General features: G+C 66.8%; 15 protein-coding genes. 10 read left to right on the forward strand and 5 right to left on the reverse strand.

Going from position 1 to position 13,974, the window contains the following annotated elements; genetic code table 11:
- Positions 1-20 precede the first annotated feature (20 nt).
- The 8 genes from VGF12_RS17010 to VGF12_RS17045 are packed head-to-tail and all read left to right on the forward strand — an operon-like array spanning position 21 to position 9,214.
- Positions 21-908, forward strand: a complete 888-nt coding sequence (locus tag VGF12_RS17010; RefSeq protein ID WP_331177234.1) for a sugar ABC transporter permease — start codon at positions 21-23, stop codon at positions 906-908.
- The gene (locus VGF12_RS17015; RefSeq protein ID WP_331177235.1) at positions 905-1,741 is read left to right on the forward strand and encodes a carbohydrate ABC transporter permease; all 837 of its coding nucleotides are present in this window, start codon (positions 905-907) and stop codon (positions 1,739-1,741) included. The genes VGF12_RS17010 and VGF12_RS17015 overlap by 4 nt, the downstream gene beginning before the upstream one ends.
- Complete coding sequence (locus VGF12_RS17020; protein WP_331177236.1) at positions 1,738-3,069, forward strand: extracellular solute-binding protein; 1,332 nt, start codon at positions 1,738-1,740, stop codon at positions 3,067-3,069. Before VGF12_RS17015 ends, VGF12_RS17020 begins: the two co-directional genes overlap by 4 nt.
- The gene (locus VGF12_RS17025; protein ID WP_331177237.1) at positions 3,066-4,592 is read left to right on the forward strand and encodes an alpha-N-arabinofuranosidase; all 1,527 of its coding nucleotides are present in this window, start codon (positions 3,066-3,068) and stop codon (positions 4,590-4,592) included. The genes VGF12_RS17020 and VGF12_RS17025 overlap by 4 nt, the downstream gene beginning before the upstream one ends.
- Positions 4,589-5,530, forward strand: coding sequence for a family 43 glycosylhydrolase (locus VGF12_RS17030; RefSeq protein WP_331177238.1), 942 nt, complete (start codon positions 4,589-4,591; stop codon positions 5,528-5,530). Before VGF12_RS17025 ends, VGF12_RS17030 begins: the two co-directional genes overlap by 4 nt.
- Before the next feature lie 7 nt (positions 5,531-5,537).
- The gene (locus VGF12_RS17035) at positions 5,538-7,433 is read left to right on the forward strand and encodes a glycoside hydrolase family 97 protein (RefSeq protein ID WP_331177239.1); all 1,896 of its coding nucleotides are present in this window, start codon (positions 5,538-5,540) and stop codon (positions 7,431-7,433) included.
- 29 nt (positions 7,434-7,462) lie between these two features.
- Positions 7,463-8,215, forward strand: coding sequence for a FadR/GntR family transcriptional regulator (locus VGF12_RS17040; protein WP_331177240.1), 753 nt, complete (start codon positions 7,463-7,465; stop codon positions 8,213-8,215).
- A 12-nt stretch (positions 8,216-8,227) separates the two neighbouring features.
- Positions 8,228-9,214 (forward strand): LysR family transcriptional regulator, encoded by a 987-nt coding sequence (locus VGF12_RS17045; protein WP_331177241.1) that lies wholly within the window; start codon positions 8,228-8,230, stop codon positions 9,212-9,214.
- Between the two features lie 6 nt (positions 9,215-9,220).
- Here the strand turns inward: VGF12_RS17045 and VGF12_RS17050 are convergent, their stop codons facing one another.
- On the reverse strand, positions 9,221-9,385 hold the full coding sequence (locus VGF12_RS17050) for a hypothetical protein (protein ID WP_331177242.1): 165 nt from the start codon (positions 9,383-9,385) through the stop codon (positions 9,221-9,223).
- 288 nt (positions 9,386-9,673) lie between these two features.
- Between VGF12_RS17050 and VGF12_RS17055 the strand changes: the two genes are divergently transcribed.
- Positions 9,674-10,060 carry a c-type cytochrome gene (locus VGF12_RS17055; RefSeq protein WP_331177243.1) on the forward strand — a complete coding sequence of 129 codons (387 nt, stop codon included), beginning with the start codon at positions 9,674-9,676 and terminating at the stop codon, positions 10,058-10,060.
- A gap of 99 nt (positions 10,061-10,159) precedes the next feature.
- Here the strand turns inward: VGF12_RS17055 and VGF12_RS17060 are convergent, their stop codons facing one another.
- Positions 10,160-10,462 (reverse strand): hypothetical protein, encoded by a 303-nt coding sequence (locus VGF12_RS17060; protein WP_331177244.1) that lies wholly within the window; start codon positions 10,460-10,462, stop codon positions 10,160-10,162.
- Between the two features lie 149 nt (positions 10,463-10,611).
- Here VGF12_RS17060 and VGF12_RS17065 point away from each other — a divergent pair, with 149 nt between their 5' ends.
- Complete coding sequence (locus VGF12_RS17065) at positions 10,612-10,920, forward strand: winged helix-turn-helix domain-containing protein (RefSeq protein ID WP_331177245.1); 309 nt, start codon at positions 10,612-10,614, stop codon at positions 10,918-10,920.
- 102 nt (positions 10,921-11,022) lie between these two features.
- Here VGF12_RS17065 and VGF12_RS17070 read toward each other — a convergent pair whose 3' ends face one another.
- Genes VGF12_RS17070 through VGF12_RS17080 form a run of 3 tightly spaced genes read right to left on the reverse strand, consistent with a single transcriptional unit; the run spans position 11,023 to position 13,960 of the window.
- Positions 11,023-11,982, reverse strand: coding sequence for a glycoside hydrolase family 43 protein (locus VGF12_RS17070; RefSeq protein WP_331177246.1), 960 nt, complete (start codon positions 11,980-11,982; stop codon positions 11,023-11,025).
- The gene (gene yjfF / locus VGF12_RS17075) at positions 11,982-12,968 is read right to left on the reverse strand and encodes a galactofuranose ABC transporter, permease protein YjfF (protein ID WP_331177247.1); all 987 of its coding nucleotides are present in this window, start codon (positions 12,966-12,968) and stop codon (positions 11,982-11,984) included. Before yjfF ends, VGF12_RS17070 begins: the two co-directional genes overlap by 1 nt.
- Positions 12,965-13,960 carry an ABC transporter permease gene (locus VGF12_RS17080; RefSeq protein ID WP_331177268.1) on the reverse strand — a complete coding sequence of 332 codons (996 nt, stop codon included), beginning with the start codon at positions 13,958-13,960 and terminating at the stop codon, positions 12,965-12,967. Before VGF12_RS17080 ends, yjfF begins: the two co-directional genes overlap by 4 nt.
- Between the last annotated feature and the right edge of the window lie 14 nt (positions 13,961-13,974).

Consider the following 13,974-nt stretch of genomic DNA (forward strand, 5'->3'; position numbering starts at 1 on the left):
CATGCACAGGAGTCGCTGGCATGAGCGCCGCCGTCGGGCTGCGCGCCTCGCGCCCGGCCTATGCCCTGTTCGTGCTGCCCTTCGTGGCGCTCTACCTGCTGCTGTTGCTGTTGCCGTTGGCCAAGGGCGTGTGGATCAGCTTCCACGACCATGACCTGTTGTCCGACGACAGCCTGTGGGTCGGCCTCGCCAACTACCAGGAGCTGTGGGGCGACGAGGTCTTTCACCAGGTCGTCTGGAACACCATCCGTTTCGTACTGATCAGCACGCCGATCTTCGTGGTCCTGTCGCTGACGCTGGCCCTGGCGCTCAATCGCCCGGGCAAGCTCGCCACCTTTCTGCGCGCGACTTTCTTCTGCGCCTCCGTCTTCTCGGTGACGTTGATCACCCTCGTCTGGAAGCTCGCGCTGATGCCTGAACGCGGCCTCATCGCCCAGGCGTTCAACGCGATGGGCCTGCCCGAGCTGCCGCTGCTGACCAGCGACAACCTCGCGCTGCTGACCGTGGCGCTGGTGACCGTGTGGTGGATCATCGGGCTGCCGATGATCATGTTCCTGTCGGCGCTGCAGCAGATCCCGTCGGACATCTACGAGGCAGCCGCGCTGGACAACACGCCCCGCTGGCGCGTGCTGACCCACATCACGCTGCCGAGCCTCAAGCGCGCCGTCATCCTCGTCGCGCTGATCGAGGTGATCCGCCAGTTCCAGGTCTTCCCGCAGATCATGCTGATGACCAATGGCGGACCCAACAACACGACACGCTCAGTCGTGCAGTTCATCTACGAGCAGGCCTTCATGCAGCTCTCGCTCGGCTATGCCACCGCCGCTTCGCAAGTGCTGCTGGCCATCATGCTGGTCGGCGTCTCCACCCAGCTCTGGCTTGAGCGCGACAAGGGAGGCAAGCGATGAATCCACTGCTCCGCCGCGGTTGGTTCGACCGCTTCGTCATGGTGGCGCTGACGCTGCTCGCGCTCGTCTGGATGGCACCGCTGCTATGGGTGCTGGCACTGTCGTTCAAGCCCAACGAGTTCCTGCTGACCCGCACCGACGTGTTCCTCGCGCCGCCCTACACGCTGGCCAACTACCTGGACATCCTGCAGACCTCGCAGGTGTTCCGCTGGCTGGGCAACAGCGCCCTCGTTGCGCTGCTGCAAACGGTGGGCGTACTTGTGCTGTCGTCGCTGGCCGGTTATGGCTTCGCGCGCTGCGAGTTTCCGGGTCGAAAGTGGCTGTTTGCCCTCGTCATGTTCGGCCTCGCCGTGCCGGCCCAGTCCGTCTTCATCCCGCTGCACCGGCTCTTCTCGGAGTGGAACCTGCAGAACACGATCGCGGGCCTCGCGCTGCCGGGCCTTGCTGCACCGTTCGGCGTCTACCTGATGACGCAGTACTTCAAGGCCATCCCCGCGGAGCTGGAAGAGGCCGCGCTGCTGGACAACGCGTCGCGCTTCAAGACCTTCGTTCGCGTCATCCTGCCGCTGAGCCTGCCCGCTCAGGCAACCCTCGGCATCTTCACCTTCCTCGCCTGCTGGAACGACTACCTCTGGCCACTGGTCATCGCGACGCAGCCGGACATGTACACGCTGACGCGCGGCCTCGCGTCCACGCAGACCAACTTCGCCCAGTCCGAGGGCCTGGGCTTCCTGATGGCGCAGGCCGTGTTCGCCGGCATGCCCGCGTTGATGCTGTACCTCTTCTTCCAACGCCACCTCGTCACCGCGGTCGCCGGGACGGGCAAGTCATGAAACGCCTGATCCCTGTCCTCAGCGCCATCCTGCTCGCTGCCTGCGGTGCCGGCGGCAACAATGCGGGCAAGACCGAGATCACGCTGATGCGCTTCTTCGGCAGTTGCGAGGCACAGTACGGCCAGGTCGTGAAGACATCCGATGGCGTCGGCGAGTGCGGCATCGTCACCGCACTGGTCAACGAGTTCAACGCGACGAACGGCGACGGCATCGTCGTGAAGACGCAGATCGGCGAGTGGGGGCCGTACTACGACCAGCTCACCGCACGGCTCGTCGCCAAGGACATCCCCACCATCGCCGTCATGCATGAGTCGGCCCTGGGCGACTACGTGCGCCGCAAGCTCGTACTGCCACTGGATGCGGACTTCAAGCGCGTCGGCGTGCCGGTGGACGACTTCACCGAACACGCACATCGAGGCGTCACCTTCAACGGCCAGACCTACGCGCTGCCCTTCGACACCTGGGCCTGGCTCTGGCACATCAATACCGGGCTGATGAAGAAGGCCGGCCTCACCGGCGCTGACGGCCAGCCGACGCTGCCGCGCTCGCCCGAGGAGTTGCTGACACAGGCGCGGCAGTTCAAGCAGCGCACCGGCAAGCCCTACTTCGCCTGGGCCGTGGCCAACGAGACGGCCGCGAACGACCGCACCTTCCTGACCCTGGTCGCGCAGCAGAACGCCCAGCTGTTCTCGGCCGACGGCAAGAGCATCCACATGCACCAGCCCGCCGTCTTCAACGCATTGACGCTGATGCAGACGCTCTACCGCGAGGGCCATGTGCGGCCCAACCTCGACTACGCCGCCGCCAATCAGGCCTTCTTGAACGGCGAGGCGGGCGTCGTGGTCGTCGGCACCTGGACCATCGACCAGTTCCTGCGCGAGTCGCAGAAGCCCGAGTCCCGGCTGGGGGCGGCGTACACGGTGAGGCCCTTTCCCCAGCTCTACGAGAAGGCCGCCGTGTTCGCCGACGGCCACTCCTGGGCGCTGTTCAAGGGGGGCGCCAAGGACGAAAGGGCGCATGAAGCCAGCCTCAAGTTCTTGAAGTTCGTCTGGGAACGCACTGCCGAGTGGTCGCGCACGGGTCACCTCCCCGTCAGCAAGACGGTGGCCGAGAGCGCCGCCTTCCGCGCCCTGCCGATGCGCCAGGCGCTGACCGAGATCACGCAGACCGGCGTCGGCATGCCCGGCAATGTGCCAACGCAGCGTGCCATCGAGTTGCTGATCGGCGAGGACGTGGCCAACGTGATGATTTCCGGCAAGCCGGTGGAAGACGTTCAACAGAGCGTCGAGAAGCGCGTCAACAAAGCCTTGAAGAAAGCCCGCCGATGACGTTCCAAGCTCAGCTCACGGTCGACCGAGATTTCGAACTCGCGCCGCTGGACCGTCGCCTGTTCGGCGTGTTCGTCGAACACCTGGGTCGCTGTGTCTACAACGGCATCCACGAGCCGGGCCACCCGACCGCCGACGAACACGGCTTTCGCGGGGACGTGGCCGAGTTGACGAAGGAACTGGGCGCCACCATCGTGCGCTACCCGGGCGGCAACTTCATGTCGGGCTACAACTGGGAAGACGGCGTCGGCCCGCCAGCGCAGCGCCCGCGGCGGCTGGACCTGGCCTGGTTCTCGACCGAGACCAACCAGGTCGGCACGCACGAGTTCATGCACTGGTGCCGCAAGGTCGGCATTGAGCCGATGTTCGGCGTCAACCTCGGCACGCGCGGCCCGGACGAGGCCCGCCGCTACCTCGAGTACTGCAACCACCCGGGCGGCACCGCGCTGTCGGATTTGCGCCGCAGCCACGGCGCCGAGGCATCGCTGGGCATCAAGTTCTGGTGCCTGGGCAACGAGATGGATGGTCCCTGGCAGATCTGCCAGAAGACGCCCGACGAGTACGGCCGGATTGCCAAGGAGACGGCCAAGCTGATGCGCTGGGTGGACCCGACCATCGAGCTGGCAGCGTGCGGCTCGTCGGCCTACGACATGCCGACCTACGGCGTCTGGGAAGACCGGGTGCTGGAGCATTGCTTCGAGTTCGTCGACTACCTGTCGCTGCACAGCTATTTCGTGAAGCCGCCGGGGGACACCAGCACCGAGAGCTTCTTCGCGCAGATCGAGACGAATGCGCGCTACATCGAGGACACGGTGGCCATCGCGGATGCAGTCGCGACGCGAAAGCGGTCCACCAAGCGGCTCAAGCTGTCCTTCGACGAGTGGAACGTCTGGTACCGCGCCCGCCACGGCGAGCACCTGAAGCAGGCCGGCTGGCCGGAAGCCCCGGGGCTGCTGGAAGAGGTCTACACGGTCGAGGACGCGCTGCTCATCGGCGGCATGCTGACGATGATGATGAACCACGCCGACCGCCTGAAGGTGGCCTGCATGGCGCAGCTCTGCAATGTCATCGCGCCCATCATGACGCAGCCCGGTGGTGCGGCCTGGCGGCAGACCATCTTCCATCCGTTCGCGCAGGCTGCCCGCTGGGCGCATGGCGATGTGCTGCGTGCCGTCGTGAAGTCGCCCGGTTTTGCCAATGCCCGCCACGGCGAGCTGCCCTACCTGTGCGCCAGCGTCGTCGATGACGCGACTACGGGCCATACCGCCGTATTCCTGCTGAACCGCAGCCTCGCCGACGACATGGACCTTTCCATCACGTTGCGCGGCCTGGGTGTCGAGCGCGCACTCGTGTGCGCCGAACAGCTGCATTCGGACGACCTCCTCGCGACCAACACGGCCGATGTGCCCGACCGCGTCGCGCCGCAGCCGCTGGACGGCATCGCCATCGACGGCGAACGGCTGCGCGTGAAGCTCAAGCCCGCATCCTGGAACGTCATCGTCACGAAAGCCATCCGCGCATGAACGCCTGGCAGAACCCCCTCATCGAACGGCGCGCCGACCCGCAGCTGAGCCTGGTCGACGGCCGATACTGGTTCACCGCCTCGTTGCCGAGCTTCGACGCCATCGAGATCCGCAGCGCCGGCAGCATCGCCGGCCTGTCCGCCGCGGCGACCCGGATCATCTGGCGCGCGCACGAGAGCGGCCCGATGAGCTTCCACGTCTGGGCGCCGGAGCTTCACCGCATCGACGGCCGCTGGTATGTGTACTTCGCGGCCAGTGAGCGCGGCGACATCTGGAAGCTGCGCATGTACGTGCTCGAGTGCGAGGGCGACGATCCGCTGCGCGATGCATGGGTGGAGCGCGGGCAGATCGTGACGCCTGAGGAAGGTTTCTCCCTCGACGCAACACCCTTCGAGCATGGCGGGAAGCGCTACCTCTGCTGGGCGCAGAAGAGCCCGCCGACGCAGAGCAACCTCTACATCGCAGCGATGTCCGACCCGTGGACGCTGGCCACCGCGCCCGTGGTCATCACGCGGCCGGAGCTGCCCTGGGAGCGCGTCGGCTTCCACGTCAACGAAGGCCCCGCGGTGCTGAAGCGCAACGGTCGCATCTTCATCGCCTACTCGGCCGCCGCGACCGACGCCAACTATTGCATGGGCCTGTTGTGGGCCGACGAGAATGCCGACTTGCTGGCCGGCATCAGCTGGAACAAGTCACCCACGCCGGTGTTCATGACTGACGAGTCCGTCAGCCAGTTCGGGCCTGGCCACAACAGCTTCACGACGACGCCCGACGGCAGGACCGACCTGCTGGTCTACCACGCGCGCAACTACCGCGACATCGTCGGCGACCCGCTCAACGATCCCAACCGCCATGCGCGCGTGCAGGCCTTCGGCTGGCGCAGCAATGGCTTCCCCGACTTCGGCACACCTGTGGCCGACGGCCCCTACTCGATCTGAGCCCGCAATGAAATTCATCGTCACGATCCTGCTCGCCATCCCCGCCCTTGCTCAGGCGCTGGGCAGCCCTGACGGCCAGCTCCAGGTGGACGTGTCGGTGAACGACGATCAGCAACTCACCTTCGCGGTCCAGCGTGCCGGCCAGCCCGTGTTGCGGGCGTCGCGCCTGGGCCTGGTGCTGGAAGAGGCCGACTTCGCCAACGGCCTGAAGATCGTCGCCACGTCGCCCGTGAAGCTGCACCGCGAACAGTACACGCTGGCCGCCGGCAAGAAGAGCCACGTGGATGTCCGCGCCCAAGAGCAGCGCTTCACCGTCGCCAACGCCAAGGGCGACAAGCTCGTGCTGACGCTGCGCGCGTCCAACGACGGCGTGGCCCTTCGCTACACGGTCGAAGGCGCCGGCCGCAAGCAGTTCAAGGAAGAGCTGACCAGCTTCGCGTTCGCGCCTGAAGCGCGCGCCTGGCTGCAGCCCATGTCCGTCGCCAAGACGGGCTGGAAGCGCACCAACCCGTCGTACGAAGAGCACTACCAGGCCGACATCGCCGTCGGCACTGCCGCACCGTCGCATGCGGGCTGGGTCTTCCCTGCGCTGTTCCGCGCGGGCGCCAACTGGGTCGCGCTGACGGAAGCCGGCATGGACGGCAGCTTCCATGCCTCCCGTCTGGCCAGCGACTCCACCGGTGGCACCTATCGCATCGGCGTGCCGGAAGCCAGCGAAGTCAACACCCATGGCCACCTGCTGGCCCGCACCGACGGCCCGATGACGACGCCCTGGCGCGTGCTCGCCATCGGCTCGCTGAAGACGGTCATGGAGTCCACGCTGGGGACCGACCTTGCCGCCCCGGCGGTCGCCTTCGACAGGGCCAGGCTGCAGCCCGGCCATGCGTCGTGGAGCTGGGCCCTCATGAAGGATGGCGGCACGGTCTATGAGGTGCAGAAGCGCTTCATCAGCTACGCGGCTGACATGGGCTGGAACTACACGCTGGTGGACGCCGACTGGGACCGCAAGATCGGCGACGCCAAGATGAAGGCCCTGGCCGACTACGCAAAGACGAAGAACGTCAGCCTGTTCGCCTGGTACAACTCCTCGGGCGCCTGGAACGACACCGAGTACAGCCCCAAGGACGCGCTGCTGACGAAGGCCGCACGCGCGCAACAGTTCGCGCGGCTCAAGGCCATTGGCGTGAAGGGCCTGAAGGTGGACTTCTTCGGCGGTGACGGCGCCTCCGTGCAGGCCTACTACGTGGACCTCATGAAAGAGGCCGCCGCTGCCGGTTTCCTTTTGAACTTCCATGGCGCCACGCTGCCGCGTGGCTGGAGCCGCACCTATCCCAACCTGATGACGGTGGAAGCGGTGAAAGGCTTCGAATTCGCGACCTTCACGCAAGAGGATCAGGACAAAGTCGTGCGACACGCGGCCATGCTGCCGTTCACGCGCAACCTGTTCGACCCCATGGACTTCACGCCCATGGTGTTCCATGACATTCCCAACATCAAGCGCGCAACGCGCAACGGCTTCGAGCTGGCCGAGAGCGTGCTGTTCTTGTCCGGGATCCAGCACTACGCCGAGACACCCGAAGGCATGGCCACCGCACCGGCCTACGTGAGGGCCTTTCTGCGCGAGCTGCCGCGCCGCTGGGATGAAGTGCGCTTCCTGGATGGCGAACCGGGCAAGTACGTCGTGCTGGCCCGCCGCGCTGGCAAGCAGTGGTACGTTGCCGGCCTGAACGCCGACGACACGCCGCGCGAAATCAAGCTCGACCTCGCCTGGCTCGGGCAGCGCCAGGGCCAGCTCATCACCGACGGCACCGGTGACCGCGAGTTCGCCGAAAGCCCGCTCGCGGCTCCCGCGGCCACCGTCACGCTGGTCCCCCGCGGCGGCTTCGTCGCACGATTTCGATAATGAAGGCTTTTGTGACTAGCCTGCCGCTGATGAGAACCCGCGCGGACCATTCCACCTACAGCGCCCAGACGGAGGGCAAGAGCCAGCACGGCCGCATCGTCAGCGAACTCGGCCTGTCCATCGTCGGCGGCGAGTTGCAGCCGGGCGACAAGCTGCCGCCGGAAGCGCAACTGCTGGAGCGCTACGAGATCAGCCGTCCCGTGCTGCGGGAGGCGGTGCGCGTGCTCGTTGCCAAGGGTCTGGTCGTGTCGCGCCAGCGCGCGGGCGCCATCGTGCGGCCGCGCAACGAGTGGCATCTGCTCGACCCGGACGTGCTGTACTGGCTCATCCAGGCCCAGCCCCAGCGGGACTTCGTACAGACGCTGCTGGAAGTGCGCCAGATCTTCGAACCCGCGGCCGCCGCACTCGCCGCGCGTGCGGCCACCGACGAACAGCTTGCCGGCATCGCCACCGCCTACGAAGGCATGGCTGCCGCCAAGACCACGGCCGAGCTGCTGGAGCCTGACCTGCTGTTCCACCGTCGCATTGCCGAGGCCACGGGCAACGACCTGCTGGCCTACATCGGCAACATGCTGTCGCTGGCGCTGCGCGAATCCATCATCCTGTCCAGCCAGCTGCCCAACACCCACGAACTCTCGCTGCCGCGCCACAAGGCCATCCTCACCGCGCTGCAGGCCCGAGACCCACTGGGTGCCCGCCAGGCCACGCTGGTGCAGCTGGACGAAACCGGGGACGACCTCAGCAACGTGCTGGCCGCGGACGGCCGCGTGAACCTCGCCTGAAGAAGAACACCCATGGCCCGCGACAACGATGACGATGATGACCGCGGCGCGCTGACCGACGCCAGCCCCAACCCCAACTGGTTCCTGCGCGCGCGCCTGAAGACGCGCCAGTTGCTGCTGCTCATCGCCCTCGACGACGAACGCAACATCCACCGCGCAGCCGAAGTGCTTTGCATGACGCAGCCGGCTGCGTCCAAGCAGCTCAAGGACCTCGAGGACATGCTGGACGTGAAGCTCTTCGAGCGCCACCCGCGCGGCATGGAGCCCACGCTCTATGGCGAGACCATGATCCGTCACGCCCGGATGGCGCTGACGAGCCTGTCCGCCGCGCACGACGACATCGTGGCGCTCAAGCATGGCCTCAGCGGGCAGGTCGAGGTGGGCGTGATCATGACGCCGGCCATGGGCCTGCTGCCGCGCGCCATCTCGCGCATCAAGCTCCAGGCACCCAAGCTGCGCATTGGCGTGCACATGGAGAGCAGCAAGGTCCTGCTGGACATGCTGCAGCGAGGCAAGCTGGACTTCATGATCGGCCGCATCGTTGAGGAAGAAGGTGCCACCGGCCTGCACTACGAGGAACTGACCGTCGAGCCCGCCTGTGCTGTCGCCCGCGTGGGCCACCCGCTGCTGAAGGCCGACAACCTCAAGCTCGCCGACCTGGCCGACCAGCCCTGGATCCTGCCACCGCCGGGCAGCGTGCTGCGCCACCGGTGGGAAGTCATGTTCCGCCGCGCCGCCCTGGAGCCGCCGGGCAATGCGGTGGACACGACGGCCCTGCTGCTCATCACTGCGCTGCTGCAGCAGACGGATTCACTGCACGTGATGCCCGTGGAAGTGGCGCGCTATTACGCATCGCTGAACGTGCTGGCCATCCTGCCCATCGAGCTGCCCTGCCACATGGATGCGTTCGGCATCATCACGCGGGAAGGGCATCTGATGTCGCCGGGAGCGAGGCAGCTCCTGCACGAGGTGCGGCTGGCAGCCCGCGATCTGTACTGAAGCCGGCTACAGCCGCCTCGCCATGAGCCGGCCGCGTTCGCGCGACAGGTAGGGCAGATCGACGACGGGCGTGAAGCGCACCGACAGCGGCACGCCGGACCAGCAGGGCCGCCGTGGATGGCGAACGGGTCCGTCACCGTCACGGACGACCAGGGCCCTGGTTGCGTCCATCACCGTCGGATGGATCCGATGGCACCGGGAACTGGCGGTCCGGTGCGGACACACCTCGGCATCGCGGCCAGCGGTCTCACTCTCGCCCCGAGGCTCACGAGCGCTGTCCCGAACCGGGACAACACGGGCCGCCCGCACTGCTCCACACCGGAACGATCGCGTCGCGGCTACGACGCGCGTCTGCTCCACCCTGGCAATTCCGTCGATGAGCTTGACGCTCGTCAAACTCGGATCGGATGGCCTTCCATAGCCTGCGGTCGAACCCGGCTTCGTCCAAGGAGGGACGCCATGACACCACGCACCATCTCACTGATCGCCATCACGGTCGCCACCCTGCCGGCCTGGGGGGCGCCGGCCGCCGATGACACGGCCATGCTCAGGCTGGCCAACGGCAGCGGCTGCATGACCTGCCACCACATCGAGCCCGGCGCCAAGGGACCTGATGGTCTCGCGCCGATCGGACCGGCATGGCGCGACGTGGCCACCCGGTATCGCGGCTCGCCTGGGGCGGCGGACCAGCTGACGCGCACCGTGATGACGGGCTCCAATCCGTACAGCAGCCACTGGAAAGGCAAGGTCAGTGGCCTGGCGATGCCGCCCAACGAAGTGGCCATCAAGGAGGCCGACGCCCACCAACTGGTCGAGTGGATCCTGAAACTCGAAGCGGCAAAGTGAGGCAGGGGCGCCCGCCTCATACGGCCGGCGCCCGAGGCTTATCGCCTCACCGAAGGGCTGGCTCGGCTGCGAAGCAGCCAGCCCGTTCTGGCACAGGCTTCAGTCTTCGTCGTGCTCGCCAAACTTCGCTTGAAACGCCTCGGCAAACTCGGCCGATGCGCTGAACGTCAGCGTCACCGTCACCCAGTCCCCTGCCTCGCGCTGCACCAGCAGTTCGTCATCCCACGCGTTCCCCTCCTCCACCGCCCCGTGCCGCCCGCCGAACTCGGCCTGCGCCCAGGCCAGCACCTGCGCCACCTCCGTCATCACTGCCGCGTGCTCTGCCTCGCGCGTTGAGGCCATGGCTTCCAGTGTGAGGATGCCGTCGGAGCTGTCGGTGAAATCAAAGGTGAGGTAACCCATGGCCGGATTGTCCGGCTGAGAGCCCCTCGGGCAGATTCAACCGGTCGACTCGACATGCCTCGTGCCTGCGCCGCAGGGCTGCGGGACGGCAGGGCAGCGCCCGCTTCTTTTCATCTTCTTGATACCTGGGTTTCCAGTATCTGGCGCGCGTGCGGATACAACTGCGCCGCCGCGCCGGGGAAGGCAATGACGGCGAGCCGGTGCTGAGCTTCGGTGACATCGTGGTCGACCGGACGCTTCGGCAGGTCAGCAGGGAGGGGCGGCGGCTGCGCCTCACCTCCATCGAATACCGGCTGCTTCAGGAGCTGTGCGGGGCGCCCGGACGCGTGTTGACCTATCAGCGCCTGCCAAAGGCGGTCCGGGGACCGGACCACGTGGAAGACCTGCACTATGTCCGGGTCCGCTGGCCAGCTTGCGCAAGAAGATCGAGGCGGATCCGAATCGGCCGCGTTGGTTGATCACAGAAGCGGGCGTGGGCTATCGACTCAACGCCAAGGCATGACACGCCCCAGGCGGCCGCTCGACGGGATGCACGTCGCCACGCCGGCCAGAACCAGGCGTCAGTGCTTGCACCCTGCCGACGGATTCGCCTTCGGCCCGGCCTTCGACTGATGGATGAATGGAATCGTCCCGTCCGCCCGGTAAGAGAACTCCTCGATCGCCACCGAGCGCCGGTGCTCGCCACCGCCCGGCAGCTCGGCGTTGTGATACGCCACGTAGCTCCTGCCGTTGAACTCGAAGAAGGCCTGGTGGATGGTCTTGGTCTTCAGGTTGCGTTCCATGATGACGCCCTGGGGCGTCCACGGGCCGGTGGGTGACGGGCCGGTCATGTAGGCCGTCTCTTCTGGCCAGTGCTGGGAGTAACTGAGGTAGTACGTACCCTTGCGCTTGTGCAGGTAAGGCGCCTCAACAAAGTTGGCCACGGGCAGGACCTGGATCGGACCGTCTAGCTCCGTCATGCTGGCCTTGAGCTTCGCATACTTCAGCACCGTGTTGCCCCAGTACAGCCAGGCTTGCCCGTCGTCGTCGACGAACACGGCGGGATCGATATCGTCCCAGGCGATATCGGTCTGCTTGGTCATGTCGTTGGTGACGAGCGGGGAGCCACGCGCATCGGTGAAGGGACCGGTCGGCGAGTCCGACACGGCCACTCCGACCGCGAAGCCGGGCACGGTGGCATGCTCCACCGTCGCATAGAACCAGTACTTGCCGTGGCGCTTGACGATGTCCGACGCCCAGGCGCGGCCATTGGCCCAGGCGAAGTCCTTGGCTTTGACGGGCACGCCCTCGTCCTTCCAGTTCACCATGTCGCACGTGGAGAACACGCGCCATTCGTGCATGACGTAGTCCTTGCCATCGGGCAGGGCCTCGTCACGCCCGGTAAAGAGGTAGGCGCGGCCGCCGTCCACGAGCACCGCCGGGTCGGCGGTGTAGAACGGCGCGAACAGCGGGTTGGTGGCGGCCTCCGCGACGCCCAGGCTCAGCAGCAGGGCGGTTGCCGCGACGGTTTTCTTCAACATCAGGCTTGGACCTTCTTCAGTGAGAGCAGGCGTTGCACGGCGCAGAACACGAACAGCAGCGCGCCGATGACGATCTTGGTCCACCAGGAGCTGAGCGTGCCGTCAAAGGCGATCAGCGTCTGGATCAGGCCCAGCACCAGCACGCCCGACAGCGCGCCGGCCACGTAGCCATAGCCGCCCGTCAGCACGGTGCCGCCGATGACGACCGCAGCGATGGCGTCCAGCTCCACGCCCTGGGCATGCTGGCCATAGCCGCTGAGCATGTAGAACGCAAACAGCAGTCCGCCAAGCGCTGCGCAGAAGCCGCTCAGGCCGTACACGGCAACCTTGGTGCGTCCGACTGCCAGGCCCATCATCAGCGCGGATGCTTCGTTGCCCCCCAGCGCGTAGACGGTGCGGCCGAAGGCCGTGCAGTGCGCGACCCACAGGCCCGCCGCCAGAGCGGCGAGTGCGATGACCGCGCCGGGTGACAGGAAGGCACCGTCAAACGGACCTGGCAAAGGAATCTGCGTCTGCGACAGCGTGACGAACAGCGGCGCATCGATGGTGATGCTGTCCACGCTGATGAGGAAGCACAGCCCACGCGCCAGGAACATGCCGGCCAGCGTGACGATGAAGGCCTGCAGCTTGAAGACGTGGATGATCAGCCCCTGCAGCGCCCCGAAAGCGCCGCCGCCCAGCAGCACCGTGACGATGACGAGTCCGGCTGGCCAGTGCGCGACCTGCAACAGCCAGGCGGCCACCATGGTGGTCAGCGCCAGCACCGAGCCCACCGACAGGTCGATGCCGCCGGACAGGATGACGAAGCTCATGCCGACCGCGATGACGAGCAAGAAGGCGTTGTCGATGAGCAGGTTCAGCACCACCTGCGTGGAGCCGAAACCGGTGTAGCTGCTGGCACCTACGACAAAGAGGAGCACCATCAGCACAACGCTGACCCAGGTCGTGAACGAGGGGGCGGCCATGGCCGAGCGCAAGGCGTTCATGCGGACCTCCGCGTCGACCAGAACGACGACTGCGAGATGCAGACGGCGAACACGACGACGGCCTTGACGACCATCGTGACCTGCGGCGGTACGCCGAGCGCGTAGATGGCGGACGTCAGGGTCTGGATGATCAGCGCACCGATGAGACTGCCCGCGAGGCTGAACTTGCCTCCGCTGAGCTGCCCACCGCCGAGCGTCACGGCGAGGATGGCGTCCAGCTCCAGCAGCAGGCCGGCGTTGTTCGCGTCGGCGCTCTTGATGTTGGACGAGATCATCAGCCCTGCCAGGCCCGCGCCCAGGCTGCAGTAGACGTAGACGAAGAACACGATGGCGGCCGTGCGCACGCCGGCCAGGCGCGCGGCGACGGGGTTGATGCCCACCGTCTGGATGAACAGGCCCAGCGCCGTGCGCTTCATCAGCAGCGCGGTCAGGCCGCCCACGATCGCGACGACGAACAGCGACACCGGCAGTCCCAGCAGGTAGCCGCCCCCCAGCCAGAAGAAGCTGGCGGGTTCATAGACGGTGAGGATCTGGCCGTCGGTCAGCAACTGCGCGAGGCCTCGGCCGGCGACCATCAGGATCAGCGTCGCGATGATGGGCTGCAGGCCCAGGGCCGACACGAGCAGGCCGTTCCACAGGCCGCACAGCAGTGCCGCGCCGAGCGCTGCCGCGAAGGCGATGGCCACGCCGTGCGAGCCGACGAGCGCGCAGGCGACGGTGCCGGCAATGGCGACGATGGCTCCCACCGACACGTCGATGCCGCGCGTGGCGATGACGAGGGTCATGCCCAGCGCCGCCAGCATCAGGGGCGCAGCGCGGTGCAGGATGTCGACCAGGCTGCCGTAGAGGTGGCCGTCCTTGATTTCCAGGTGCAGGAATCCCGGCACGAAGATCGCTGCGACGGCCAGCAGCAGCGCAAGCGCGGCGAGGGGGCGTGCGAGGGGGTGTTTCCAGGCCCGCGAGACCGCAGACGAGGCGTTGGGCGTTGACATGGCGAGATGCGGGG

It is taken from the genome of Roseateles sp., assembly GCF_036404855.1.
Classification (GTDB): Bacteria; Pseudomonadota; Gammaproteobacteria; order Burkholderiales; family Burkholderiaceae_C; genus Pelomonas.

Excerpts from the sequence above, each read along its gene's own strand:
- VGF12_RS17020 (WP_331177236.1), top strand. The coding sequence starts at position 1,738 with ATGAAACGCCTGATCCCTGTCCTCAGCGCCATCCTGCTCGCTGCCTGC.
- VGF12_RS17025 (WP_331177237.1), top strand. The coding sequence starts at position 3,066 with ATGACGTTCCAAGCTCAGCTCACGGTCGACCGAGATTTCGAACTCGCG.
- VGF12_RS17070 (WP_331177246.1), bottom strand. The coding sequence starts at position 11,982 with ATGTTGAAGAAAACCGTCGCGGCAACCGCCCTGCTGCTGAGCCTGGGC.
- VGF12_RS17060 (WP_331177244.1), bottom strand. The coding sequence starts at position 10,462 with ATGGGTTACCTCACCTTTGATTTCACCGACAGCTCCGACGGCATCCTC.
- VGF12_RS17010 (WP_331177234.1), top strand. The coding sequence starts at position 21 with ATGAGCGCCGCCGTCGGGCTGCGCGCCTCGCGCCCGGCCTATGCCCTG.
- VGF12_RS17045 (WP_331177241.1), top strand. The coding sequence starts at position 8,228 with ATGGCCCGCGACAACGATGACGATGATGACCGCGGCGCGCTGACCGAC.
- VGF12_RS17015 (WP_331177235.1), top strand. The coding sequence starts at position 905 with ATGAATCCACTGCTCCGCCGCGGTTGGTTCGACCGCTTCGTCATGGTG.
- VGF12_RS17050 (WP_331177242.1), bottom strand. The coding sequence starts at position 9,385 with ATGGACGCAACCAGGGCCCTGGTCGTCCGTGACGGTGACGGACCCGTT.
- VGF12_RS17035 (WP_331177239.1), top strand. The coding sequence starts at position 5,538 with ATGAAATTCATCGTCACGATCCTGCTCGCCATCCCCGCCCTTGCTCAG.
- VGF12_RS17040 (WP_331177240.1), top strand. The coding sequence starts at position 7,463 with ATGAGAACCCGCGCGGACCATTCCACCTACAGCGCCCAGACGGAGGGC.
- VGF12_RS17080 (WP_331177268.1), bottom strand. The coding sequence starts at position 13,960 with ATGTCAACGCCCAACGCCTCGTCTGCGGTCTCGCGGGCCTGGAAACAC.
- yjfF (WP_331177247.1), bottom strand. The coding sequence starts at position 12,968 with ATGAACGCCTTGCGCTCGGCCATGGCCGCCCCCTCGTTCACGACCTGG.
- VGF12_RS17030 (WP_331177238.1), top strand. The coding sequence starts at position 4,589 with ATGAACGCCTGGCAGAACCCCCTCATCGAACGGCGCGCCGACCCGCAG.
- VGF12_RS17055 (WP_331177243.1), top strand. The coding sequence starts at position 9,674 with ATGACACCACGCACCATCTCACTGATCGCCATCACGGTCGCCACCCTG.